Origin of the sequence: Streptomyces sp. VNUA24 (genome assembly GCF_029167005.1) — a bacterium.
Classification (GTDB): domain Bacteria; phylum Actinomycetota; class Actinomycetes; order Streptomycetales; family Streptomycetaceae; genus Streptomyces; species Streptomyces scabiei.
The window spans coordinates 8268853-8293144 of record NZ_CP119143.1 but is presented as its reverse complement, the minus strand read 5'-3'; the positions used below and the strand labels follow the sequence as shown (position 1 = coordinate 8293144).

Below are 24292 nucleotides of genomic sequence, written 5' to 3'. Positions count from 1 at the left end.
GTCCGAACTGGCAGCGTCCCCCGCGTGCCACCTCGGACCGGCGCTCTCCCCGTTCCCCCGTGCCCCCGTGCTCCCCCGTTCCCCGTGCTCCCCCGTGCCTCGCTCCCGTCGACTCGCGTCGCCGGAAGGAGCCGGTGGGGGCGCGTGTGCCGTTCCGCCGCCCCGTGTCGGCGGTACCGCGGCCGCGCCCCTTCCCGTGTCTCCACCTTCTCCTTCGCACAGGTGGGAGCCCATCCGCGCGCGTACTCATCTCACCGGCTGAGTACGTGTACTCAGCCCTGGGTACTCAGCCCCGGCCCCGGCTGTTGCCGACCGGTGACGATCACGCCCGCGGGACTCCCGGGAGGCGGCGCCCGATAGGGTCGCCGGCATGGCAAGAATCGCGGTGATCGGCGCCGGTCTCGGCGCCATGGCGGCCGCCGCCCGGCTGGCCGTCGCCGGCCATGGCGTGGTGGTGCACGAGCGCACGCAGACCTACGGCGGGGCCGTGGGCCGCTTCGAACGCGACGGCTTCGCGTTCGACACGGGCCCCGGACTGCTGCCGCTGCCCGCCGTGTACCGCGATCTGTTCCTCAAGACGGGCAAGGAGCCGCTGGAGAGCCGCGTCGAGCTGGTCCAGGTGGACCCGGCGGCACGGCACGTCTTCGCGGACGGCACCGATCTGCTGCTGCCCAACGCCTCGCGCGCGGGCGTGGTGACCGCCCTGAACGCCGCGCTCGGCCCGGGCGCCGGCGACCGCTGGGGCGACTTCCTCGTGCGGGCCCGCGAGGCCTGGGACCGCACCCGCCGGCCCCTCCTGGAGGAGCCGCTGTGGCCCGACTGGCGGGTCCTCGCCGAGCGCGAGCCGTACCCCTCGGTGCCCCACAGGCGTCTCCTGCGCACCCGCCGCGCCACCACGCTGGCCGAGGTCGGCGCGTGGGAGCTGCGCGACCCCCGGCTGGCGGCCCTGCTGGAGAGCCACGCCCTCGCGTACGGCCTGGATCCCCGGAGCGTGCCGGCGAGCGCGGCGGTCCTGCCGTACATGGAGCACGCCTTCGGGACCTGGTACGTCCGGGGCGGCATGCGGGAGCTGGCGCGGGCGCTGTACGAGCGGTGCCTGGCCCGCCGGGTCACGTTCGTCTTCGGCGCCGAGGTCACCGGGATCGTCGAGAAGGACGGCCGGGCGGCCGGGGTGGAGCTGGCCGACGGCACCGTCGCGGAGGCCGACTTCGTGGTCGCCGGGGTCGCGCCCGAGGTGCTGGGCCGATGGGTGCGGCAGCCGGCCGTGCGGAGCGAGGGCGAGGTCCCGGCCCAGCGGGGGGCGACGAGCCGGCTGACCGTGCTGCTGGCGCTGCGCGGCCCCCGGCCGGACGGCGTGCCCCACCGGACCGTGGTGCACACGCGGGACCGTGACACGGAGCTGGATCTGCTGTTCGGCTCCTCCGCCGAGGCGGCCGCGGGGCCCACGGTGACGGTGCTGCGCCCCGACGACCCGTCCCTGGTGCCGGACTCCGGCCACGAGGCGGTCACGGTCACCTGCGCGGTCCCGGCCGGGCACGAGGCGAGCGGGACGGAGGCGGTGGAGGAGTACGCGCAGCGGCTGATCACCGCGGCCGAGCGGGCCGTCCCCGATCTGCGGGAGCGCCTCGCCTGGCACGAGGTCCGCACCCCGGCCGACATCGCGCGGGCGACGGGTGCCGAGGGGGGCGCGGTCCCGGCGCCGGCCCTGGCCGCGGGCGACGGGCTGCTGCTGCATCCGTCCAACAGCACCGCCACACCGGGCCTGTTCACCGTGGGCGGCTGGTCCCACCCCGGTGGCGGGCTGCCGCACGCCGGGATGTCGGGCGCGCTGGTGGCCGGGCTGATCGTGGAAGGACCCGGTTTCCGCGGCTCACAGTGAGGCGCCGGGGTCCTTCAGAAACGGTACTGCTGCTCGTCGTAGCCGTTCTGGCCATTGCCGTTGCCGTTCCCGTTCCCGTTGCCCTGGTACGGGTACTGCTGGTCCGCCGGGAGGTCGGAGCCGAACGGGTCGTCGGTGTTGCGCTGCTGCGGGACCCACACACCGCCGGGCGGGGTCTCGCCGCCGTAGCCGCCGTTGCCGTACTGGTCCTGGCCGTAGCCCTGCTGCCCGTACCCCTGCTGGCCGTAGGACTGGTCGTACGAGGCCGTGGCGTCGTACGTCTGCGTGCCGATGTACGGGTCGGAGTAGGCGGCGTACTGCTGCTGGTTGGGGTCGTAGCCGTACCCCTGCTGGTCGTAGCCGTAGTAGGCGAAGGCCTCGTCCTGCGCGGACCGGTCGGCCGTCGCGTAGGACTGGTCGCCCGCGCCCGCGTAGCCGTTGTCGTCGCGGTAGACGCCGTAGGTGCTGGTGTCGTCCGGCATGGGCTCCGGCGAGTAGACGGTGGCCGCGGCGGGGGTGGACTGCGGGCGGACGAACACGTCGTCCTCGTGGTCGTCGTCGAGCGGGTCGTCGCCCCGGCGGTACGTTCCGGCAGCCGTCGGGTCCAGGTCCATGGACTCCAGGGCCGGGTCCTGGCGGTCCGGCTCGCCGCGCCGCCGCTTCTTGCCCGCCTTCGGGAAACCCGCCCGGGCCGGCTTGGCGCCGTCCCCGCCCTCGTCGGAGCGCGGGCGGACCGCCCAGCCCGCCTCGAAGCCGCGGCGGAACGACAGGGTCACGTACGTCTGCCCGACCGCGAAGGTGATGGCGCCCAGCGCGATGACGATCACGTTCGGGATGAGCACACCGAGGACCACGCACAGGAAACCGGCGAAGGCGAGCAGTCGCCAGCGCAGCCGCGCCTTGTACTGCAGCAGCACCTCGCCCAGCAGCCACAGCGCGACGACACCGAACGCGATGTAGAGGACCGTCCAGCCCATGTACGCCCCTCTCCCTGTGGCCGCAACGCAGTGTGTCGTACGCGAGTGCGACCGGTCTAGGCCCGTGGTGGATGGTGCGGGCCCAGGTTCTCGTAGATTTCCAGAGTCGCGGTGGAGTTGTTCAGGGTGATGAAGTGGAGCCCGGGGACTCCCTCGTCCAGCAGCCTCGCGCAGAACTCCGTGGCGAACTCGATGCCAATGGAGCGTACAGCGGCCGGATCGTCTTTGGCTGTGACGATCCGCTCTTTCAGGGCGTTCGGGATGGCGGCGTTACTGAGTTGCGGCAACCGTTCCAGCATCTTCACGCTGGTGACGGGCATGACCTCGGGAATCACGGGCGTCTCGCAGCCGGCCTTCGCCACCGCGTCCCTCAGACGCAGGTACGACTCCGGCTGGAAGAACATCTGCGTGATCGCGTAGTCGGCGCCGGCGCGGCACTTGTCGACGAAGCGCGCCACGTCGCTGTCCCAGTCCGGGGAGCGCGGGTGCATCTCGGGGAAGGCCGCGACACCCACGCAGAAGTCGCCCGACTCCTTGATGAGCTGGACGAGTTCGGCGGCGTACGTCAGGCCCTGCGGGTGCGCGACCCACTCGCCCATGGGGTCGCCGGGCGGGTCGCCGCGGACCGCGAGCATGTTGCGGATCCCTGCGTCGGCGTACTGGCCGATGATGTTGCGCAGTTCGGCGACGGAATGGCTGACGGCCGTGAGGTGCGCGACCGGGGTGAGCGTGGTGTCGGCGGCGATCTGCTCGGTGGCCTTCACCGTGCCGGCGCGGGTGGAGCCGCCGGCGCCGTACGTCACGGAGACGAAGCTGGGTGCGACCGCCTCGATCCTGCGCAGGGCGTTCCACAGGTTCCGCTCGCCCTTCTCCGTCTTGGGCGCCCAGAACTCGAAGGAGTACGTGGTCCTGCCCGTGGCGAGCATCTCCCGCACGGTGCGTGCGTGATCAGTCCTGGTCGAAGCGGTTCCTAGGGCCATACCGGCAGGTTAGTCAGGTCGGGGCCGTCCCCCAACCAGAGCGGGGGATTTTGTCCGGTTTGCCGACCAGCTGTCCACGCCTTGGACAGCCGTGGGCAGGGCGGGCCGGTCAGAGGGCGCGCAGGCGCTTGCCGAACTCGGCCGCGGCGGCCCCGGGGTCGTCGGCCTCGGTGAGGGCCCGGACGATGACGACCCGGCGGGCGCCCGCCTCGACGACCTCGTCGAGGTTGCCGAGGTCGATGCCGCCGATGGCGAACCAGGGGCGGTCGGTGCCCAGACCGGCGGTGTACCGCACGAGGTCGAGGCCGGGGGCGTGGCGGCCGGGCTTGGTGGGGGTGGGCCAGCAGGGGCCCGTGCAGAAGTAGTCCACGCCCTCCTGGACGGCAGCGGCGGCGGCCTCCTCCTCGGCGTGCGTGGAGCGGCCCACCAGGACACGGTCACCGAGGACGGCGCGGGCGGCCGGGACCGGAAGGTCGCCCTGGCCGAGGTGGAGCACGTCCGCGCCGATGGCGTGGGCGACGTCCGCGCGGTCGTTGACGGCGAGCAGCCTGCCGTGCCGGCGGCAGGCGTCCGCGAGGACCTGGAGGTGCTCCAGCTCCTCGGCGGCCTCCATGCCCTTGTCGCGCAGCTGCACGATGTCCACACCGCCACCCAGGACCGCGTCCAGGAACTCCGGGAGGTCGCCCTGGCGCTTGCGGGCGTCCGTGCAGAGGTAGAGCCGGGCGTCGGCGAGCCGGGCGGCTGCGTCGGGCATACGAGGGTCCCCCGTCGGGCGGTGCGCCGCCGGCACGGCGGGACGGGGGCCACGCCCCTCGCGGGCCATGGCTCCCGTACGCCGTCCGGGCGACTGCTTCGGTGTCTGTCCAGGTGTCGCGCGTTCGGCTGCCGCGCGTCTCAGGTGGTGCGAGCGTTCCCGGTGGGCCGGGTCAGACGGCGAGCGCCTGGGCGCGGCGCTTCACCTCCGTGCCGCGATTCTCGCTCAGGGCCTGGGCCGGCGTGCCGGGCAGGCTCGGGTCCGGAGTGAAGAGCCACTCCAGCATCTCCTCGTCGGTGAAGCCGTCGTCCCGCAGCAGGGTCAGGGTGCCGGTCAGGCCCTTGACCACCTTGTCCTCGTCGATGAAGGCGGCGGGGACGTGCAGTGCGCGGTTCTCACCCCGGCGTACGGCGATGAGCTGGCCTTCCTTCACCAGCTGCCGCACCCGGGTCACCTCGACGTCCAGCATCTCTGCGATGTCGGGGAGGGTCAGCCACGCGGGGACGAGAGCATCGATCTTTGCGTCAATCTCGGTCACGTCTCCAAGACTGCCATCTGGGACTGACAGTGGGTAGCCGGGGCGCCCGTGGCCGGCTCTAGAGCGCCGCCGCCTTCAGGGGCCGGGCCGGGTCCCGGAGCAGTTCGGGGTCCACCGGCGTGCCCGCCTCGATCAGGCGGCGGCCCTGGGCCAGGTCCCGGGGGCGGCCCACGGCCAGCAGGGCGACCAGCCGGCCTTCGCGGAGCCAGCACACCGACCAGGCGGCACCGGCGGGGTCGCCGCGCCGGACCGTGGTGTCGGCCGAGGCGTGGTCACCGGCGTACTGCACGAAGCGGCCGAACTGCTCGGACCAGAAGTAGGGAACCGGGTCGTAGGGCCCGGGGGTCTCGCCGACGATGTTCGCGGCGACCGTGCGGGGGCCCTGGAGGGCGTTGTCCCAGTGGTGGACGAGGAGGCGCCGGCCGTAGCGGCCCGAGGGGAAGGAGGCGCAGTCGCCGACCGCGTAGACGTCCGGCGCGGAGGCGCGCAGGTGGTCGTCGGCCACCACCTCGCCGTGCGCGCCCAGCTCGATGCCGGAGCCCTGCAGCCAGGCCGTGGCCGGGCGGGCACCGATCCCGACGACGACCGCGCCGGCCGGCACGCGGGTGCCGTCGTCCAGGACCACCGTCCCGGGCTCGACGCGCGCCACGCGCGCGTGGGTGCGCAGGGTGGTCCCGCTGTCGGCGTACCAGGCGGTCATCGGCGCGGCCACCTCCGCCGGGAGCGCGCCCGCGAGCGGGCGGTCGGCCGCCTCGACGACCGTCACGGCGCAGCCCGCCTCGCGCGCGGCCGTGGCGAACTCGGCGCCGATCCAGCCCGCGCCGACGACCACGATGTCGTGCTGCCGGGCCAGTACGGGCCGCAGCCGTTCGGCGTCGTCCAGGGTCCGCAGCAGATGCACCCCGGGCACGCCCTCGGCGCCGGGCAGCATGACCGGTTCCGCGCCGGTCGCGAGGACGAGGACGTCGTAGGGGACGGGTCCGGCGGGCGTGTCGAGCGCGTGGTCGGCGGGGCGCAGACCGGACACCTCGCGGCCCAGCAGGAGTTCGATGCCGAGCGCCTCGAAGTCGACGTCGAAGGCGGAGCCCTCGGCCTTGCCGAGCAGGACGGCCTTCGACAACGGCGGGCGGTCGTACGGCTGATGGGGCTCGGCCCCGATCAGTGTCACGTCACCGGTGAAGCCCTGTTCGCGCAGCGCGACCGCGGTCTGCACACCCGCCATGCCCGCGCCCACCACGACCACGCGCCGCGTCGGCGTCCCGCCCCTGTGCCGCATCTGCTCGCTCACCCGGTCACCATAGACAACCGGCATCCGCTCGGTCAGCCGGTGGGGCGACGGTCACGCCCCCATGACCTCCTCCCCCGCGATCTCCTCCACCACGCTCGTCCCGCTGCCCGGCCGCGACTCCCACTCCCAGGTCTCCTCCAGCCGGACGCGCCCGTCGGGCAGTTCGACCACCAGCGAGGCGCAGTGCCCGGACGCGGTGGTCCCGTCGGTCTTCAGCTGCACGTACCGGAAGTCCAGCCGGTCCCCCGCGCGCGTGCCCACGAGACGGCCGCGCACGACGTCGCCGCCCGCGTACTCGGCCCAGATCTGGCCGTCCTTCTCGTGGTACCAGAACCGGGTGCGGGTGCCCACCTGGCCGGGGGCCTGGTCGGCGACGGGGGCGAGGACGAGACCGTCGAGCGAGCGGGCCATGGGACGAGGCTCCCTTTCTGAGGCGAACGGCGAGGGCTAGGGTGGGCCACCGTAGAGCACTCGCGGGAGCCCGGACGCACCGGGCTGAGAGGGAGGCTGGCGGCCTCCGACCGTACGAACCTGATCCGGGTCATGCCGGCGAAGGGAGGGGCTGGACGCCCATGTCGCGTACGCACACGTCAGACGTCCTCGTCGTGGGGGGCGGAATCATCGGGCTCGTGACGGCGTGGCGGGCCGCGCTGCGCGGGTTCACGACGGCCGTGGTCGATCCCGAGCCGGGCGGCGGGGCCGCGCAGGTGGCGGCCGGGATGCTCGCCGCCGTCACCGAACTGCACTACGGCGAGCAGACGCTGCTGGGACTCAACGTGGAGTCCGCGCGCCGCTATCCGGCGTTCGTGGCCGAGCTGACGGAGGCGACCGGCCTCGACCTCGGCTACCGCCGCTGCGGCACGCTCGCCGTCGCGCTGGACGCCGACGACCGGGCCCATCTGCGCGAACTGCACGCCCTGCAGCGCCGGTCGGGCCTGGACCCGGAGTGGCTGAGCGGCCGCGACTGCCGCCGGCTGGAGCCGATGCTCGCACCGGGGGTGCGGGGCGGACTGCGGGCCGACGGGGACCACCAGATCGACCCGAGGCGGCTCTCCAGGGCCCTCGTCGCGGCCTGCGGGCGGGCCGGCGTGGTCTTCCACCGCACGCGGGCCGAGGAGCTGACGGTGGACCGGGAACGGGCCACCGGGGTCCGCACCCGCGAGGACGACCGGCTGTCCGCGGGGCGGGTCGTCCTCGCCGCCGGCAGTCTCAGCGGGCGGCTCGCCGGGGTCCCGGACGACGTGGTGCCGCCGGTGCGGCCGGTGAAGGGACAGGTGCTGCGGCTGACCGTACCGGGGCCGTACGCGCCCTTCCTGAGCCGTACCGTGCGGGCCGTGGTGCGCGGCAGCCACGTCTATCTGGTGCCGCGCGAGAACGGCGAACTCGTCGTCGGCGCGACCAGCGAGGAACAGGGCTGGGACACCACGGTCACCGCGGGCGGGGTGTACGAACTGCTGCGGGACGCCCATGAGCTGGTGCCCGGGATCACCGAACTGCCGCTCACCGAGACCCGCGCGGGCCTGCGCCCCGCGTCCCCGGACAACGCGCCGCTCCTCGGACCCACCGGGCTCGACGGCCTGATCCTCGCCACGGGGCACCACCGCAACGGGGTGCTCCTCACCCCGGTCACCGGCGACGTCCTGGCGCATGTGCTGACCACCGGCGAACTGCCGGAGGAGGCACGCGACTTCACACCGCTGCGGTTCCGCGCCGGCGCGGCCCGCCGACTCATGGAGCAGCCCGTATGAACACCACCGGGACCCTGACCGTGCTCGTGAACGGGGAGCGCCGGCTGATCGCTCCCGGCACGGCGCTGGACGCCCTGGTGCGCACGCTCGCCCCGTCGCCCTCCGGTGTCGCCGCCGCGCTCAACGAAACCGTCGTCCCGCGCGCGCGGTGGACGACCACCGCCCTCGCCGAGGGGGACCGCGTCGAGGTCCTCACCGCCGTCCAAGGAGGCTGACCGCATGGCAGACGACCCCTTCGTCCTCGGCGGTACGACCTACTCGTCCCGTCTGATCATGGGCACCGGCGGAGCGGCCGGGCTGGACGTGCTGGAGCGCGCGCTGGTGGCCTCCGGCACGGAGCTGACGACCGTGGCGATGCGCCGCGTGAACGCGTCCGTGCACGGCTCGGTGCTGTCCGTGCTCGACCGGCTCGGCATCCGGGTGCTGCCCAACACGGCCGGCTGTTTCACGGCGGGCGAGGCCGTGCTGACGGCCCGCCTCGCGCGGGAGGCGCTCGGCACGTCGCTGGTCAAGCTGGAGGTGATCGCCGACGAGCGCACGCTGCTGCCCGATCCGATCGAGCTGCTCGACGCCGCCGAGACACTCGTCGACGACGGTTTCACCGTGCTGCCGTACACGAACGACGATCCGGTGCTCGCGCGGAAGCTGGAGGACGTGGGCTGTGCCGCGATCATGCCGCTCGGTTCGCCGATCGGGTCGGGGCTCGGCATCCGCAATCCGCACAACTTCCAGCTGATCGTGGAGCACGCGGGCGTACCGGTGATCCTCGACGCGGGCGCGGGGACGGCGTCGGACGTCGCTCTCGCGATGGAGCTGGGGTGCGCCGGGGTGATGCTCGCCTCCGCCGTGACCCGGGCCCAGGAGCCGGTCCTCATGGCGGAGGGCATGCGGCACGCGGTGGAGGCGGGCCGGCTGGCGTACCGGGCGGGCCGCATCCCCCGCCGGCACTTTGCCGAGGCGTCGTCGCCGGGCGAGGGGCTGGCCCGGCTGGATCCGGAGCGCCCCGCGTTCTGAGCCGGATCCCCCTCCGTATCCCACTCCGCCCCGTGTCCCACTCCGCCCCGCCGTCACCCGAACAGCCGAACGAATACCGTCGCGCGTGCGCCCGTCACGGGCCTTCGGCCCGGGTCACAGCTCTGCTGCAGTACGGCCCCGGTGCCGTGCGGCCCGTGGGCCCGCGGGCGGCGGCTCGTACACTCGCCTGCGTGGACACGACCCTTCAGGACCCGCTTGTCGGCCAGGTGCTCGACGGCCGGTATCGAGTCGAGGCGCGGATCGCGGTCGGCGGGATGGCCACGGTCTACCGGACCGTGGACACCCGCCTCGACCGCGTGCTCGCGCTCAAGGTGATGCATCCGACGCTGGCCGCGGACCGGACGTTCGTCGAGCGGTTCATACGCGAGGCCAAGTCGGTGGCCCGGCTGTCCCACCCGAACGTGGTGGGGGTCTACGACCAGGGCACGGACGGCTCGTACGTCTATCTCGCGATGGAGTACGTGGCCGGCTGCACCCTTCGTGACGTGCTGCGCGACCGGGGGGCGCTGCAGCCCCGCGCGGCGCTGGACATCCTGGAACCGGTGCTCGCCGCGCTCGGCGCCGCGCACCGCGCCGGGTTCGTGCACCGGGACATGAAGCCGGAGAACGTGCTGATAGGGGACGACGGCCGGGTCAAGGTCGCCGACTTCGGGCTCGTACGGGCCGTGGACACCGTCACCAGCACCACCGGCAGCGTCCTCGGCACCGTCTCCTACCTCGCGCCCGAGCAGCTGGAGCACGGCACGACCGACGCCCGCGTCGACGTGTACGCGTGCGGGGTGACGCTCTACGAGATGCTCACCGGCGGCAAACCGCACGCCGGGGAGTCCCCCGCGCAGGTGCTCTACCACGCGCTGCACGACGACGTGCCGCCGCCGTCGGCCGCCGTGCCGGGGCTGCCGTACGCGCTGGACGCGCTGGTCGCCTCCGCGACCGCGCGCAATCCGGAGCTGCGGCCCTACGACGCCGTCGCGCTGCTCGCGCAGACGCTGGAGGCGCGGGCCGCGCTGAGCGAGGAGCAGCTGGACGCGGTGCCGCCGCAGGCGACGGCCGGCGGGCACGACACCGCGGAGGACCGGACGAGCGTGATCCCGCGCTCGCTGGCCGTGTCGCGGTCCGTGGGGCTGGACCCCGACCCGATCGACCGCACGAGTCGCTTCCAGTCGCCCCCACCGCCGCCGTCCCGGCGCCCGCGCGGTGTCTCGGCGCCCCGGCGCGGGGTGCTGGCGGCCGTCGTGGCGGTGCTGCTCGTCCTCGGTGTGGGCGGGGCCGTCTGGTACATCAACTCGGGGCAGTTCACGCAGGTCCCGGCCGTGCTGCGGCAGAGCGAGGCGGCCGCCATCGAGCGGCTGGAGGGCGCGGGGCTGGACGTCGACGTGAAGAAGGCGTACAGCGACACCGTCGAGCGCGGCAAGGTGATCAGCACCGACCCGGCCCCCGGGGAACGGATCCGGGACAACGACTCCGTGACGGTGACGGTCTCCAAGGGCCCGGAGACCGTGAAGGTGCCCGACCTGAAGGGTCTCCGGCTGGACCTCGCGAAGAACCGGCTGAGCGACGACGGGCTCGAACCGGGCCTGGTGACCAGGGAGTTCAGCGACGAGGTCGTCCGCGGGCAGGTGATCAGCACCCGTCCGGGCATCGGCACCGAGGTCGCCTCCGGGACGGTGGTCAGGATCGTGGTCAGCCGGGGAGCCCCGGTGGACGTGCCCGACCTGTCCGGGGCCTCGGTCGAGGACGCCACCTCCCAGCTGGAGGCGGAGGGCCTCAAGGTGAAGATCGCGCCGGGACGGGTCAACTCCGAGTTCGACAAGGGTCTGGTGGCGGAGCAGTCGCCGGGCGTGGGCAAGCAGGTCGGCACGGGCGACACCGTCACCCTGACGCTCTCCAAGGGCCCGGTGCTGGTCGAGGTCCCGGACGTCGTGGGCGACAGCGTCGACGAGGCCACGAAGCGGCTGAAGGCCGCCGGTTTCGAGGTCGAGGAGGACCGGGGCATCCTCGGCTTCTTCGCCGACGAGGTGAAGGGCCAGTCGGTCGACGGCGGCGACACGGCCCCCAAGGGCTCGAAGATCACGATCGAGATCGGCTGACGGGGGCCCGCCCCGCGCATCCACAGCGCGGGACGGGCCGTCGACACGGGCGGCCCGGGGGCGACGGCCGGAGGGCCGCGAAGCACGCACGCCCGGCCGCCCGGGACCGGCCGGAAGCCCGCCCGGCCGGTCGGCGGATGGAGGGACGGACGGACGCGAGGCTCCGGCCGACGCGCCTCGGTCGAAGCACCCTGATCGACGGACCCCGCACGGCGCACCCCGGTCGGCGGGCGCACGGCTCCGCTCGACGCACGGTCGCAGAATCCTGATCCACGGACCCCGGTCGGCGGACTCCCGGGCGCCGGGCACCACGCCCGCGAGCCGAGGGGGCGACCACGCCCGACCGACCCGACCGGCGAGCGCGCGGCTCCGGTCGACGCACCTCGGTCGAGGAACCCCGATCGGCGGCACCGCGCGACGGGCACGGCCGGCGGCCCCACCCGGCGGGCACCGGTCGACGGGCACGGGTCGACTGGTGCCGGTCGACGAGCGCCGGAAGGCAGGCCCCGCCCACCCGCTCCGGCCAGGATGGTTGCCTCCGTGCGCCCGCCCCGCCGGTCCGGGCTCGGCGGGGGCGGGGGCTGGGTCGGGGGCGGGGCCGGCTCCGCGTAGGTGGTGGTCGGGGGGGCGGCGGGCGCATGACACCCTGGGTGCCGTGAGCATCCAGCAGTCCCCCAGCCTCCCCGGCTCCGCCACCGCCTCCCCCAGCCCTTCCGGTCCCTCGCGTGCGTCCCGGAACCCCGTCGGCGGGCATGTCCCCGTCGCCGGGGGGCTGAACTCCGTCGGGCTGACGTACGCGCGTGAGCTCCGGGCCGAGACGGTCCAGGTCTTCGTCGCCAATCCGCGGGGCTGGGCCACTCCGGTGGGCAACCCCCGGCAGGACGAGGAGTTCCGGGCGGCCTGCGCCGAGGAGTCGATCCCCGCGTACGTACACGCGCCGTACCTGATCAACTTCGGCTCGCACACCGAGGCGACGGCGGAGAGGTCCGTGGAGTCGATGCGGCACTCGCTGCGCCGGGGCCGGGAGATCGGCGCGCTCGGGGTGGTCGTGCACACGGGGAGCGCGACCGGCGGGCGGGACCGGTCGGTGGCGCTGAAGCAGGTGCGGGAGTACCTGCTGCCGCTGCTGGACGAGCTGACCCATGACGACGACCCGTTCCTGCTGCTGGAGTCGACGGCCGGCCAGGGGTCCTCGCTGTGCTCGCGCACCTGGGACTTCGGGCCGTACTTCGAGGCGCTGGACGCCCATCCGAAGCTGGGCGTCTGCCTGGACACCTGCCACATCTTCGCGGCGGGACATGACCTGACCGGCCCCGACGGCATGCACCGGACGCTGGACCTGCTCGTGGACACGGTCGGCGAGGGCCGGCTGAAGCTGATCCACGCCAACGACTCCAAGGACGTGGTCGGCGCCCACAAGGACCGCCACGAGAACATCGGCTCCGGTCACATCGGCGAGGACCCGTTCCGCGCCCTGATGACCCACCCCGCCACCGAGGGCGTCCCCCTGATCATCGAGACACCCGGCGGGAAGGAAGGACACGCGGCGGACGTCGAGCGCCTGAAGAAGCTCAGGGACGGCTGAGGGGCCGGCGGCGCGGGGCCGGGAAAAGACCCGGTCAGAGCTCGGGGCCGTCCCCGGGCTCCTCCTGGTACGAGTAGCGCTGCTCCTGCCAGGGATCGCCGATGTTGTGGTACCCGCGCTCCTCCCAGAAGCCACGGCGGTCGGCGGTCATGTACTCGATGCCGCGGACCCACTTGGGGCCCTTCCAGGCGTACAGATGGGGGACGACGAGGCGGAGCGGGAAGCCGTGCTCGGCGGTGAGGAGTTCGCCGTCCTTGTGGGTGGCGAAGATCGTGCGGTCGTCGGCGAAGTCGGCGAGGCGGAGGTTGGAGCTGAAGCCGTACTCGGCCCACACCATCACATGGGTGACCTCGGGGGCGGGCGGCGCGGTCCCGAGGATCGTGCGGGCCGGGATGCCGCCCCACTCGGCGCCGACCATGCTGAACTTCGTCACGCAGTGCAGATCGGCGACGACCGAGGCGTACGGCAGGGCGGTGAACTCGTCGTGGTTCCAGGCGTGCTTCTCGCCGTCGGCGGTGGCGCCGAAGACCCGGAAGTCCCAGCGCTCGGGACGGAACTTGGGGACGGGCCCGTAGTGGGTGACCGGCCAGCCGCGCTGGAGCCGCTGCCCCGGCGGAAGCTGCGAGGACGCCGCGTTCTCAGCTGCGCGATCTCCTGATGCGCGTTCCACCGGCTGACCCATGACTCCATCCTGACAGACCCCGGCCGGTGCACATGACCAGGGTCCACCCGACTCGGACATTTAGAACTAAGGCTGCACTTACTTACTAAGCCCGCACTTACTGGACGATCTTCGACGGCGGTGCAATCATCGCGGCGCAACCTCCCAGTTCCCCCGCTTGGAAGGAGCTTCTGCGATGCAGGGCGACCCCGAGGTCATCGAATTCCTCAACGAGCAGCTGACCGCGGAGCTCACCGCGATCAACCAGTACTTCCTGCACGCGAAGATGCAGGAGAACTTCGGCTGGACGAAGCTCGCGAAGTACACGCGCCACGAGTCCTTCGACGAGATGAAGCACGCGGAGATCCTCACCGACCGGATCCTGTTCCTGGACGGCCTGCCGAACTACCAGCGGCTGTTCCACGTCCGGGTGGGGCAGACGGTCAAGGAGATGTTCGAGGCCGACCGCCAGGTCGAGGTCGAGGCCATCGACCGCCTCAAGCGCGGCATCGAGGTGATGCGCAACAAGGGTGACATCACCTCGGCGAACATCTTCGAGTCGATCCTCGCGGACGAGGAGCACCACATCGACTACCTCGACACCCAGCTGGAGCTTCTGGAGAAGCTGGGCGAGGCGCTCTACATCGCCCAGCTGATCGAGCAGCCGGAGAGCTGAACCGGGCCGCGCCCCTGGGCTAGGCCGCTTCCCCGAGTTCGGCCGCTTCCCCGAGATCGGCGTAGACCGCCGCACCCCGGCCGGCCGTCTCCGGGCGCGGGTACGCGCCCCTGCCGAGGATCGCCTGGATCCGGCGTACGCACGAGCCGCAGTCGGTGCCCGCCTTGCAGGCCGACGCGATCTGGCGAGGTGTGCAGGCGCCGTCCGCCGCATGTTTCTTGACCTGCTGCTCGGTGACACCGAAGCAACTGCAGACGAACACGCGGTCCACCTCCCGCCGGGATCGAGTACGAGGCGCCATCCCCATGATCGGTGAGGCTAACCTAACCTTACCCGGCGGGCGGGAACGGCAAAAGTGGAGTGGGGCGCGGATCGTATGTGATCCGCGCCCCACCTCGCGCTCCTGTAACAGGCGCATCCCCTGCTGATCAGCTACTAGTCCCGGTACAGCTCCGCGACGAGGAACGCCAGGTCCAGGGACTGGCTGCGGTTGAGCCGGGGGTCGCAGGCGGTCTCGTAGCGCTGGTGCAGGTCGTCGACGAAGATCTCGTCGCCGCCGCCCACGCACTCCGTGACGTCGTCGCCGGTCAGCTCCACGTGGATGCCGCCCGGGTGGGTGCCGAGGCCCTTGTGGACCTCGAAGAAGCCCTTGACCTCGTCGAGCACGTCGTCGAAGCGGCGGGTCTTGTGGCCGGAGGCCGCCTCGAAGGTGTTGCCGTGCATCGGGTCGGTGACCCAGGCCACGGTCGCGCCGGAGGCGGTGACCTTCTCGACCAGCTCGGGCAGCTTGTCGCGGACCTTGTCCGCGCCCATGCGCACGATGAAGGTGAGCCGGCCCGGCTCGCGGTCCGGGTCGAGGCGCTCGATGTAGCGCAGCGCGTCCTCGGCCGTGGTCGTCGGGCCGAGCTTGATCCCGATCGGGTTGCGGATCTGCGAGGCGAACTCGATGTGCGCGTGGTCCAGCTGCCGGGTGCGCTCACCGATCCACACCATGTGCGCCGACACGTCGTACAGGCGGCCCGTGCGCGAGTCCACGCGGGTCAGCGCCGACTCGTAGTCGAGCAGCAGCGCCTCGTGCGAGGAGAAGAACTCGACGGTGCGGAACTCCTCCGGGTCGGTCCCGCAGGCGTGCATGAAGTTCAGCGCGTTGTCGATCTCGCGGGCGAGCTGCTCGTAGCGCTGGCCGGACGGGGACGACTTCACGAAGTCCTGGTTCCAGGCGTGCACCTGGCGCAGGTCGGCGTAACCGCCGGTGGTGAAGGCGCGCACCAGGTTGAGCGTGGAGGAGGAGGCGTGGTACATCCGCTTCAGACGCTCGGGGTCCGGGATGCGGGCGGCCTCGTTGAAGTCGAAGCCGTTGACCGAGTCGCCGCGGTAGGTCGGCAGGGTCACGCCGTCACGGGTCTCGGTGCCCTTGGAGCGCGGCTTGGAGTACTGCCCGGCGATCCGGCCGACCTTCACGACCGGCACGGAGGCCGCGTACGTGAGGACCGCGCCCATCTGGAGCAGGGTCTTCAGCTTGTTGCGGATGTGGTCGGCCGACACGGCGTCGAATGCCTCGGCGCAGTCGCCGCCCTGGAGGAGGAACGCCTCTCCCTTGGCGACGGACGCCATCCGGGCGCGCAGCTGGTCGCACTCGCCCGCGAAGACGAGCGGCGGATACGACTCGAGCTCCGCAACGACTGCGCGCAGAGCCTCGGTGTCGGGGTACTCGGGCTGCTGCGCCGCGGGCAGGTCTCGCCAGGTGTTGCCAGCGCTCGCGCTGGACTTAGCGTTCACGGTCACGACCTCCACATTACGGGGTCGTGTCGGGCGTCCATCCCCATGCTCATCAAGTGAGACGAACCCCGCTCGATCGGGAGCGGGGTTCGTCGGACGGTCGGCCCGGCCGGTGACGGCGGGGCCGCCGGGGTCAGTGCAGGTTCATGACCGCGCTGTCGTCGAAGCCGACGGCGAAGACCGTGCGCAGCGAGAGGTTCGCGGCGGCGTCGTAGCCGTCACAGGCGTTCTTCTTCTCGTCCGGCTCCTCCACGGCCTGGAACTCGTGGGGGAAGCTCCCGCGCAGCGTCGTACCGGCGCAGATGTGCTCGGTCAGCCCCCACAGCTCCTCCACCTGTTCCGTGCCGAGCCTCGGCCAGTAGCTCAGGGCCTGGGGCGTGCCGACCGCCCAGTTCCCGTTCGCGTACACCGTCGTCCCGACCGTGCGGTTGCAGGCCGTGGTGGCCCGGGTGTCGCCCACCCAGGTGTGCGAGAAGACGGCGGGCTGCAGGGCGCAGCCCTTGTGGAAGGCGAAGTTCAGCAGTCCGGCGCTGTCGGTCCAGGTCATGCCGCCCTGCAGGCCGACGTAGCGGGACGCGGCGTAGGCGTCCTGGATCACGGTCTTGCCGCCGGACATGTTGAGCAGCCCCGGGTAGGTCGAGGCGCTCGTCGGATTGAGCTGGTAGCGGACCACCCGGCCGCCCGCGGCGGTGCCGAACCACTCACCGGTGACCAGCTTGTACGGGCTGCCGCCGGACTTGTCGAGGGAGAGCCAGGAGTAGCACAGGGAGTCGGCGTCGGGCGTGCCGTTGACGGCGTCCGCGTCGCACGCGCCGGAGGGCGGCGGCGAGGTCTGCTTGTAGTAGTGGACCTGTGGCAGCACGTACGGGTAGCCGCAGGCGCTGGACTTTCCGGAGCCGTCGATGCCGTAGGAGTTGATGCCGGAGCCGTAGGTGTCGACCTTGCCGAGCTTGTCGATGTCGAAGACGCGGATGCCGTTGGAGGTGTCCGTGACGTAGAGGTAGTTGCCGTACCAGACGATGCCGCCGCCGTGGCCGGTGACGAACTTGAAGTCCGCGCCGCCCTCCGTGGGCTCCGCGAGGAGGATGTGGCGGTACTTCTTGGTGTCGCGGTCGATCAGGGTGAGCTTGAGCAGGTTGTTCGTCTTGCACTTGTCGTTGGCCTCGTAGTCGCCGGCCGCGTTCGTCTTGAACGTCTCGTAGTGCCAGGCGACCGCGGTGACGCGCTTGCCCTGGATGGCGCCGTCGGCCCCGTCGGCGGCGCCGGTGCTGCTCATGCCCTGCGGCCACCAGCGCGGGGTGGTGTCGTCGCCGTGCGCGGAGGACCAGCACCAGGAGACCTTCCGGCTCACCGGGGGCAGTGCCTTCGTCTCGTCGCCGGCGCACGCGCGCATGGTGCGCAGGTTCATCCAGGGGTCGCTCGCCCCGGCGGAGTTCTTCGTGTACTCGGTGGTGACGACGTCGGCGAGGTCGGCGTCCGCCAGCTTGCCGTCGAGGGTGGTGGCCGCCGACACGGTGCTCGTGTCGGTCATCTTGAACCTGTCGCCGCTCAGCGTCAGCTTCGTCATCACCGGCTCGTCCACGGCCGCCGCCGGCTGCGCAGTGAGTCCGGTGAACAGGACGGCCGCCGCCGCGACGAAGGCCAGGGGCCTCATTCTCCCTATCGGTGACACACTCGCCCTTCCGTATCCACAAATCGACTCGAACATGTCAAGACTGGAACCGTAGAGGATCTTAGGACGAACGCCCGCGCGGATCACATGAGTTCTCGCGGGATGTCCGGTAGGGTGCGGCGCATGTTCGCGCACTCGATCCAGAACTGGTGGTGGACCGCTCATCCGGCGGCCCACTGACTGCGCGTACGCAAGACTTCGCGAAGGCCGCCCGAGGGGCGGCCTTCGGTGTTTCCAGGGCCCGGCCGCTCCTCCCCGATCACCGCGACGACCGTGATCCGCAAGGGAAGAGGAACCCATGGACCTGACCCGGCTGCTGTCCGACGACCGCCCGTTCGCCCTGCTGCGCCGCCGCACACCCGGTCTCGACGACCACGACACGGTGGAGTTGCTGATCGGCCCGGTGACCACCTGCGAGCGGCTCGCCGACCTCCCCGACGAAGGGCTGGCGCTCGTGCCCTTCCGGCAGATCCGCGAACGCGGCTTCGACGTCCGCGACGACGGGACGCCCCTGTCGGTGCTGGTGCCGGAGGAGACCTGCGAGCTGCCCCTGCACCGGGTCCTCACGGAGCTGCCCGCCCATGACGTCCGGGTCGAGGACGGGGGCTTCGACGTGGACGACGAGGAGTACGCGCGGATCGTGGACCGGGTGCTGCGCGAGGAGATCGGGCGGGGCGAGGGCGCCAACTTCGTGATCCGGCGGACGTACGAGGGCGAGGTCCGGGGTTTCGGCCGCGCCGACGCGCTGGCGCTGTTCCGGCGCCTGCTGGAGGGCGAGCGGGGCGCGTACTGGACGTTCGTGGTGCACACCGGTGAGCGCACGCTGGTCGGCGCCAGCCCGGAGGTGCACGTGCGGATGTCGGGCGGGACGGTGGTGATGAACCCGATCAGCGGGACCTACCGCTATCCGGCCGGGGGGCCGACGGCGGAGGGACTGCTGGCCTTCCTCGCCGACGGCAAGGAGATCGAGGAGCTGTCGATGGTCGTCGACGAGGAGCTCAAGATGATGTGCACGGTCGGCGACATGGGCGGGGTCGTGGTGGGGCCCCGGCTGAAGGAGATGGCCCACCTCGCCCACACCGAGTACGAACTGCGCGGGCGGTCCTCGCTGGACGTGCGGGAGGTGCTGCGGGAGACGATGTTCGCCGCCACGGTCACCGGATCGCCGGTGCAGAACGCGTGCCGGGTGATCGAGCGGCACGAGGTCGGTGGGCGCGGGTACTACGCGGGGGCGCTGGCGCTCCTGGGGCGGGACGCGGGAGGGGCGCAGACCCTGGACTCGCCGATCCTGATCCGCACGGCCGACATCGCGGCGGACGGGCGGCTGAAGGTGCCGGTGGGGGCCACGCTCGTGCGGGGGTCCGACCCGGCGGGGGAGGTCGCCGAGACGCACGCGAAGGCGGCGGGGGTGCTGGCCGCGCTGGGGGTACGGCCGGGGCGGCCCGGCCCCGAACGCGTGGCGCCGGCGCTGGCGGACGACCCCCGGGTGCGGGCCGCGCTGGACGGGCGGCGGGGGGCGCTGGCGCCGTTCTGGCTGCGGATGCGGGAGCGGACGGCCGAGCTGACCGGGCACGCGCTGGTGGTGGACGCGGAGGACACCTTCACCGCGATGCTCGCGCATCTGCTCAGGTCCTCGGGGCTGGAGGTCACGGTACGGCGGTACGACGAGCCGGGGCTGCGGGCCGATGTGCTGGCGCACGAGGGGGTGGTGGTGCTGGGGCCGGGGCCCGGGGACCCGCAGGACGTGCGCGACCCCAAGATGCGGTTCCTGCGGTCGCTGACCGCCGAGGTGCTGCGGGGGCATCGGTACGGGGTGCTCGGTGTGTGCCTCGGGCACGAACTCATCGCGCTGGAGCTGGGGTTGGAGATCGTACGCAAGGAGGTGCCCTACCAGGGCGCGCAGACCGGGATCGATCTGTTCGGGCGCTCCGAGACCGTCGGGTTCTACAACAGCTTCGTGGCCCGTTGCGACGACGGGGCGGCCGGGGAGCTGGCGGCCCACGGGGTGGAGGTCAGCCGGAGCGGGAGCGGTGAGGTGCACGCGCTGCGCGGGCCCGGGTTCGCGGGGGTGCAGTTCCATCCGGAGTCGGTGCTGACGCTGGACGGGGTGAGTGTGGTGCGTCGGCTGGTGGCGGGGGTTCAGTCACTGCGGGCCGTGTAGGGCTGCGGGGTCATGGCTCGGGTGCGGGTCCGGTGGGGGCTGGTCGCGCAGTTCCCCGCGCCCCTGAAAAGCAGGGGCTGCGCCCCGTGCTTTTCAGGCCCGCGGGGCCTGGGCTTTTAGGGGCGCGGGGAACTGCGCGAGAAGCCCCACCGGGCCCGCGGTCGCAGACGAACCCGCACCCCCGACCCATGACGCGCCCGCCTCAGCCGAAGAAGACGCCGACCTCCTCGTACAGCGCCGGATCCACCGTCTTCAGACGGGCCGTCGCGTCGGCGATCGGGACGCGGACGATGTCCGTGCCCCGGAGCGCGACCATCTTGCCGAAGTCCCGGTCACGCACCGCGTCGATCGCGTGCAGCCCGAAGCGCGTGGCGAGCCAGCGGTCGAACGCGGACGGGGTGCCGCCGCGCTGGACGTGGCCGAGGACGGTCGTCCGGGCCTCCTTGCCCGTCCGCCGCTCGATCTCCTTGGCCAGCCATTCGCCGACCCCGGAGAGCCGGACATGGCCGAAGGAGTCGAGCGAGCCGTCCTTGAGGACCATCTCCCCGTCCTTCGGCATGGCCCCCTCCGCGACGACCACGATCGGCGCGTAGGAGGCCTTGAAGCGGGATGTCACCCAGGCGCACACCTTGTCGACGTCGAAGCGCTGTTCGGGGATGAGGATGGCGTTGGCGCCGCCGGCCAGGCCGGAGTGGATGGCGATCCACCCGGCGTGGCGGCCCATCACCTCCACCACCAGGACACGCATGTGCGACTCGGCGGTGGTGTGGAGGCGGTCGATGGCCTCCGTGGCGATGCCGACGGCCGTGTCGAAGCCGAAGGTGTAGTCCGTGGCGGACAGGTCGTTGTCGATCGTCTTCGGGACGCCCACGCACGGCACCCCGTACTCGTCGGACAGCCGCGCGGCGACCCCGAGCGTGTCCTCGCCGCCGATGGCGATGAGCGCCTCGACCTCCTGCTTGGCGAGGTTGTCCTTGATGCGGCGGATGCCGTTCTCCTCCTTGAGCGGGTTGGTGCGCGAGGAGCCGAGGATGGTGCCGCCACGGGGCAGGATGCCGCGGACGGCGGGGATGTCGAGCCGGACGGTGTCGTTCTCCAGCGGACCCCGCCAGCCGTCCCGGAAGCCCACGAAGTCGTAGCCGTACTCCTGCACGCCCTTGCGGACGGCGCCCCGGATGACGGCGTTGAGCCCGGGGCAGTCGCCGCCTCCGGTGAGTACTCCGACGCGCATGGAAAAGTCCCTTCGCCGCGGTTGCCTGGTGAGGGTCACGCTAATAGTGATCCAGGTCACTTCGACATGTGCGGGAAGGTCAATTCCGGCGAATTACTGTTGATAGAGGGTGAGTTGATCGTAGTTGATCAAATCGCCTTCACTCTATGGGGTGATTCGCGGCGTTTACTCGTCGTCGAGACCGCGCTCTATGGCATAGCGGACCAGTTCCACCCGGTTGTGGAGCTGGAGCTTGCCGAGGGTGTTCTGCACATGGTTCTGGACCGTGCGGTGCGAGATGACGAGGCGTTCGGCGATCTGCTTGTAGCTCAGCCCCTTGGCGACGAGCCGGAGCACCTCGGTCTCCCGGTCGGTGAGCTGCGGGGCCTTGGGCTCGTCGGCACCCGGCGCCGGGGCGGGCTCGGAGGCGAGGCGGCGGTACTCGCCGAGGACCAGGCCCGCGAGCCCCGGGGTGAAGACGGGGTCGCCGGCCGCGGTGCGGCGCACGGCGTCGATCAGCTCCTCCGTCGAGGCCGACTTCAGCAGGTAGCCCGTCGCTCCGGACTTCACCGCCTCCAGGACGTCCGCGTGCTCCCCGCTCGCCGACAGGACCAGCACCCGCAGCGCCGGGTTCGCGCCGACCAGTTCCTTGCAGACCTGCACCCCGGGCTTCGCGGGCAGGTTCAGGTCCAGGACGAGGACGTCCGGTGCGGCGGCGCGGGCGCGCCGGACCGCCTGCTCGCCGTCGCCCGCCGTGGCGACCACGTCGAAGCCCGACTCGGCCAGGTCGCGGGCGACGGCGTCGCGCCACATGGGGTGGTCGTCGACCACCATGACCCGGAGCCGACCGTTCCCCCCGGGCCGTGCGCCCGCGTCCGCCGGCCCGCCGCTCCCCGCGTTCCCGACGCCCTCCTCGGCCCTCGCGCCTTCCTCGCTCATGACGTTCTCTTCGCTCCGCACGTGCTCCGTCACCGCTTCTCCGCCTTCCCCCGCACACCCTTGGGCCGTTCCACGGCCCTGGGCACCTTCAGTTCGACTTCGGTGCCCTGGCCGGGCACCGAGATCAGTTCGGCCGTACCGCCGATGTCACGCAGCCGGCCCCGGATCGACAGCGCCACGCCGAGCCGCCCCTCGCCCTCGGCCTGGACGAGCCGGCCCTCGGGGATGCCGGGGCCGTCGTCCCGTACGGTCACGACGATCTCCTCCGGCCAGTCCTCGACCAGGATCCAGGCCCGCGCCCCGTCACCCGCGTGCGCGCGCACATTGTCCAGGGCCGCGCCGACCGCCGCCGCCAGCTCCCGCGCGGCCCCCGGGGCCAGCGGCACCGGGCCGCCGGGCTCCGAGAAGGTGACGCGCGCGCTCGCGTAGGGCGCGAGGAGGGCCCGCAGGTCCACGGGGTCCCCGCCGTCGCCGGCCTCGTCCGGTTCGTCCACCGCCCGCACGAGCGCTCCCTCGGCCGCGTCCCGCGAGACGCGCGAGACGGGGACCAGGCCGCCGGAGACCAGGGTGCGCAGCGCCACCTCCTGCTCGCCCGCCATCCGGCCCAGCTCGGCCGCCTCGCCGCCGAGGGCGCTGCCGCGCCGCTGGACCATGGCGAGGACCTGCAGCACACCGTCGTGGATGTCCCGGGCGAGCCGCTCGCGTTCGCGGGTGGCGGCCTCGATCTCCAGGGCACGGGCGAGGGTGCGCTCGGAGGCGCGGGCGACCTCGACCACGTACCCGATGGCGATGGAGGCGACCCAGACCAGGAGCACGTTGTGGATGGTGTCGCGGGTGGGGGCGCCGCGGTGGATCAGGTTGGCGACGGCGACGAGCGTGGAGGCGAAGGCCGCCCAGCGCCAGCCGCCCTTGATGGCGAAGGCCAGCACGGCGCCGGCGGTCCATATCGACGGCAGGGTGGGGCCGCCGGCCTCGACCCGAGCGGCGGAGTCGGCGAACCGCGTGAGCAGGATGCCGGCGATCGCGACGGTGAGGTCCGCCGCGAGGAACCGCTTGGTGCAGCCGGCCGCGCTCGCCACCCTCGGCAGGGTCAGCAGCGTCCAGGCGGCCAGCACCGCCAGGTAGGCGATGGCCAGCCAGGGGCGCTGGAACTTGTCGTACGCGCTGGCGAAGAGGCCGATGGCGTAGATCGCCGTCAGGACCCGGTAGCCGGTGAGGGCACGCCACAGCGGCTGCTCGACCGACATGCGCATGACTCGTTCACGCTCAGGCATATCCCCCACCCCACCCCACGACGATCGCGTCCGGGAACGCGACCGTACCCGGGAAAGCGGCCGTTACGAAGCCGGCCGGTCCCGGTCCGCCCGGGTGTTCTCCGCCTGTTCCGCCTGTTCTGCCTGCTCCCCGGCAGGGCGGCCCCGGCCGGGCTGTTCCTTCCCGGCCTTGGCGAGGGCGGCTTTGGCGGCCTTGTCGGCCTCCTTGCCGGCCTTCGCCGCCTCCGCGATCTGGCGCTTGGCGGCGGTCGCGTAGATGTCGACGTACTCCTGGCCCGAGAGCTTCATGATCTCGTACATGACCTCGTCGGTCAGCGCCCGCAGGACGAAGCGGTCGTGCTCCATGCCCTGGTAGCGGCTGAAGTCGAGGGGCCTGCCGATCCGGATCCCGGGGCGCATCACCTTCGGCAGGACCTTGCCGGGGGGCTGGATCTTCTCCGTGTCGATCATGGCGACGGGGATGACGGGCGCGCCGGTGGCGAGGGCCACGCGCGCCAGACCGCCGGGCTTGCCCCGGTAGAGGCGGCCGTCGGGCGAACGGGTGCCCTCGGGGTAGATGCCGAACAGCTCGCCGCTCTCGATGACCTTTATGCCGCTGTTGATGGCGGCCTCACCCGCGCCCCGGGCCCCGGAGCGGTCCACCGGGAGCTGGCCGACACCCTTGAAGAAGGCGGCCGTGAGCTTGCCCTTGACCCCGGGGGTGGTGAAGTACTCCGCCTTCGCGATGAACGTGACCTTGCGGTCGAGGACCGCGGGGAGGAAGAACGAGTCCGAGAAGGACAGGTGGTTGCTCGCGAGGATCGCCGCGCCCTCGGGCGGAATGTTCTCCAGGCCCTCCACCCAGGGCCGGAAAGTGACCTTGAGCGGTCCCCCGATAGCGACCTTCATCGCGCCGTACAACACCCGAGTGCCTCTCTTCGTTCCGTGGATCAGACCTTAACCCGGACGCCCGCCGGAAGAGTCCCGCACCCCTGGCCGGTGTCGGCCCCCGCCGCGCGAAGCCCCTGGTCGGTGTCGGAGCGGTCGCGTACGGTGAACCACATCCG

General features: G+C 72.4%; 22 protein-coding genes and 1 riboswitch. Of the genes, 8 read left to right on the top strand and 14 right to left on the bottom strand.

Annotation, left to right across the window (positions count from 1 at the left end; all coding sequences use genetic code 11):
- Positions 1–370: 370 nt before the first annotated feature.
- Positions 371–1879, top strand: a complete 1509-nt coding sequence (locus tag PYR72_RS35550) for an NAD(P)/FAD-dependent oxidoreductase (protein ID WP_275459103.1) — start codon at positions 371–373, stop codon at positions 1877–1879.
- Between the two features lie 14 nt (positions 1880–1893).
- Here PYR72_RS35550 and PYR72_RS35545 read toward each other — a convergent pair whose 3' ends face one another.
- The 6 genes from PYR72_RS35545 to PYR72_RS35520 form a co-directional block, all read right to left on the bottom strand.
- The gene (locus PYR72_RS35545; protein ID WP_275459102.1) at positions 1894–2856 is read right to left on the bottom strand and encodes a hypothetical protein; all 963 of its coding nucleotides are present in this window, start codon (positions 2854–2856) and stop codon (positions 1894–1896) included.
- A 56-nt stretch (positions 2857–2912) separates the two neighbouring features.
- The gene (metF, locus tag PYR72_RS35540; protein ID WP_275459101.1) at positions 2913–3836 is read right to left on the bottom strand and encodes a methylenetetrahydrofolate reductase [NAD(P)H]; all 924 of its coding nucleotides are present in this window, start codon (positions 3834–3836) and stop codon (positions 2913–2915) included.
- 109 nt (positions 3837–3945) lie between these two features.
- A complete protein-coding gene (thiE, locus tag PYR72_RS35535; RefSeq protein ID WP_275459100.1) occupies positions 3946–4590 on the bottom strand; it encodes a thiamine phosphate synthase in 645 nt (214 codons plus the stop codon).
- A 172-nt stretch (positions 4591–4762) separates the two neighbouring features.
- Positions 4763–5128: an Rv2175c family DNA-binding protein gene (locus PYR72_RS35530; protein WP_013004329.1), complete on the bottom strand. Its 366-nt coding sequence runs from the start codon at positions 5126–5128 to the stop codon at positions 4763–4765.
- A gap of 58 nt (positions 5129–5186) precedes the next feature.
- Positions 5187–6404 (bottom strand): FAD-dependent oxidoreductase, encoded by a 1218-nt coding sequence (locus PYR72_RS35525; protein ID WP_275460609.1) that lies wholly within the window; start codon positions 6402–6404, stop codon positions 5187–5189.
- Positions 6405–6467: 63 nt separating this feature from the next.
- Complete coding sequence (locus tag PYR72_RS35520; RefSeq protein ID WP_275459099.1) at positions 6468–6827, bottom strand: hypothetical protein; 360 nt, start codon at positions 6825–6827, stop codon at positions 6468–6470.
- 52 nt (positions 6828–6879) lie between these two features.
- A riboswitch (TPP riboswitch) is annotated at positions 6880–6991 on the top strand.
- On the opposite strand from PYR72_RS35520, the gene thiO reads away from it, so the two are divergent.
- The 5 genes from thiO (at position 6989) to PYR72_RS35495 (ending at position 12874) form a co-directional block, all read left to right on the top strand.
- Positions 6989–8164 carry a glycine oxidase ThiO gene (gene thiO / locus PYR72_RS35515; protein WP_275459098.1) on the top strand — a complete coding sequence of 392 codons (1176 nt, stop codon included), beginning with the start codon at positions 6989–6991 and terminating at the stop codon, positions 8162–8164. (Overlaps the previous riboswitch by 3 nt.)
- Positions 8165–8178: 14 nt before the next feature.
- The gene (gene thiS / locus PYR72_RS35510) at positions 8179–8379 is read left to right on the top strand and encodes a sulfur carrier protein ThiS (protein WP_037728334.1); all 201 of its coding nucleotides are present in this window, start codon (positions 8179–8181) and stop codon (positions 8377–8379) included.
- A gap of 4 nt (positions 8380–8383) precedes the next feature.
- Positions 8384–9178 (top strand): thiazole synthase, encoded by a 795-nt coding sequence (locus PYR72_RS35505; RefSeq protein ID WP_037727943.1) that lies wholly within the window; start codon positions 8384–8386, stop codon positions 9176–9178.
- Positions 9179–9369: 191 nt separating this feature from the next.
- The gene (gene pknB / locus PYR72_RS35500; RefSeq protein ID WP_275459097.1) at positions 9370–11289 is read left to right on the top strand and encodes a Stk1 family PASTA domain-containing Ser/Thr kinase; all 1920 of its coding nucleotides are present in this window, start codon (positions 9370–9372) and stop codon (positions 11287–11289) included.
- A gap of 655 nt (positions 11290–11944) precedes the next feature.
- Positions 11945–12874, top strand: coding sequence for a deoxyribonuclease IV (locus PYR72_RS35495; protein WP_275459096.1), 930 nt, complete (start codon positions 11945–11947; stop codon positions 12872–12874).
- A 34-nt stretch (positions 12875–12908) separates the two neighbouring features.
- On the opposite strand, the gene PYR72_RS35490 is transcribed toward PYR72_RS35495, so the two are convergent.
- Positions 12909–13556, bottom strand: coding sequence for a sulfite oxidase-like oxidoreductase (locus PYR72_RS35490; RefSeq protein ID WP_275459095.1), 648 nt, complete (start codon positions 13554–13556; stop codon positions 12909–12911).
- Between the two features lie 175 nt (positions 13557–13731).
- Here PYR72_RS35490 and bfr point away from each other — a divergent pair, with 175 nt between their 5' ends.
- Positions 13732–14211 (top strand): bacterioferritin, encoded by a 480-nt coding sequence (gene bfr, locus PYR72_RS35485; RefSeq protein WP_013004320.1) that lies wholly within the window; start codon positions 13732–13734, stop codon positions 14209–14211.
- A gap of 19 nt (positions 14212–14230) precedes the next feature.
- Here bfr and PYR72_RS35480 read toward each other — a convergent pair whose 3' ends face one another.
- From PYR72_RS35480 to PYR72_RS35470, 3 genes are all read right to left on the bottom strand, one after another.
- A complete protein-coding gene (locus PYR72_RS35480; protein ID WP_275460608.1) occupies positions 14231–14482 on the bottom strand; it encodes a (2Fe-2S)-binding protein in 252 nt (83 codons plus the stop codon).
- A 164-nt stretch (positions 14483–14646) separates the two neighbouring features.
- Entirely contained in the window at positions 14647–15996 is a 1350-nt protein-coding gene (locus tag PYR72_RS35475) for a 3-deoxy-7-phosphoheptulonate synthase class II (RefSeq protein WP_275459094.1), read from the bottom strand.
- Between the two features lie 127 nt (positions 15997–16123).
- Positions 16124–17644: a hypothetical protein gene (locus tag PYR72_RS35470; protein WP_275459093.1), complete on the bottom strand. Its 1521-nt coding sequence runs from the start codon at positions 17642–17644 to the stop codon at positions 16124–16126.
- A 316-nt stretch (positions 17645–17960) separates the two neighbouring features.
- Between PYR72_RS35470 and PYR72_RS35465 the strand changes: the two genes are divergently transcribed.
- Positions 17961–19823, top strand: coding sequence for an anthranilate synthase family protein (locus tag PYR72_RS35465; RefSeq protein WP_275459092.1), 1863 nt, complete (start codon positions 17961–17963; stop codon positions 19821–19823).
- A 202-nt stretch (positions 19824–20025) separates the two neighbouring features.
- Here PYR72_RS35465 and PYR72_RS35460 read toward each other — a convergent pair whose 3' ends face one another.
- The 4 genes from PYR72_RS35460 to PYR72_RS35445 form a co-directional block, all read right to left on the bottom strand.
- Entirely contained in the window at positions 20026–21054 is a 1029-nt protein-coding gene (locus tag PYR72_RS35460) for a 6-phosphofructokinase (RefSeq protein WP_275459091.1), read from the bottom strand.
- A 165-nt stretch (positions 21055–21219) separates the two neighbouring features.
- Complete coding sequence (locus PYR72_RS35455) at positions 21220–21867, bottom strand: response regulator transcription factor (protein ID WP_059080772.1); 648 nt, start codon at positions 21865–21867, stop codon at positions 21220–21222.
- 134 nt (positions 21868–22001) lie between these two features.
- A complete protein-coding gene (locus PYR72_RS35450; RefSeq protein WP_275459090.1) occupies positions 22002–23246 on the bottom strand; it encodes a DUF5931 domain-containing protein in 1245 nt (414 codons plus the stop codon).
- A 63-nt stretch (positions 23247–23309) separates the two neighbouring features.
- Positions 23310–24134 (bottom strand): lysophospholipid acyltransferase family protein, encoded by an 825-nt coding sequence (locus PYR72_RS35445; protein ID WP_275459089.1) that lies wholly within the window; start codon positions 24132–24134, stop codon positions 23310–23312.
- Between the last annotated feature and the right edge of the window lie 158 nt (positions 24135–24292).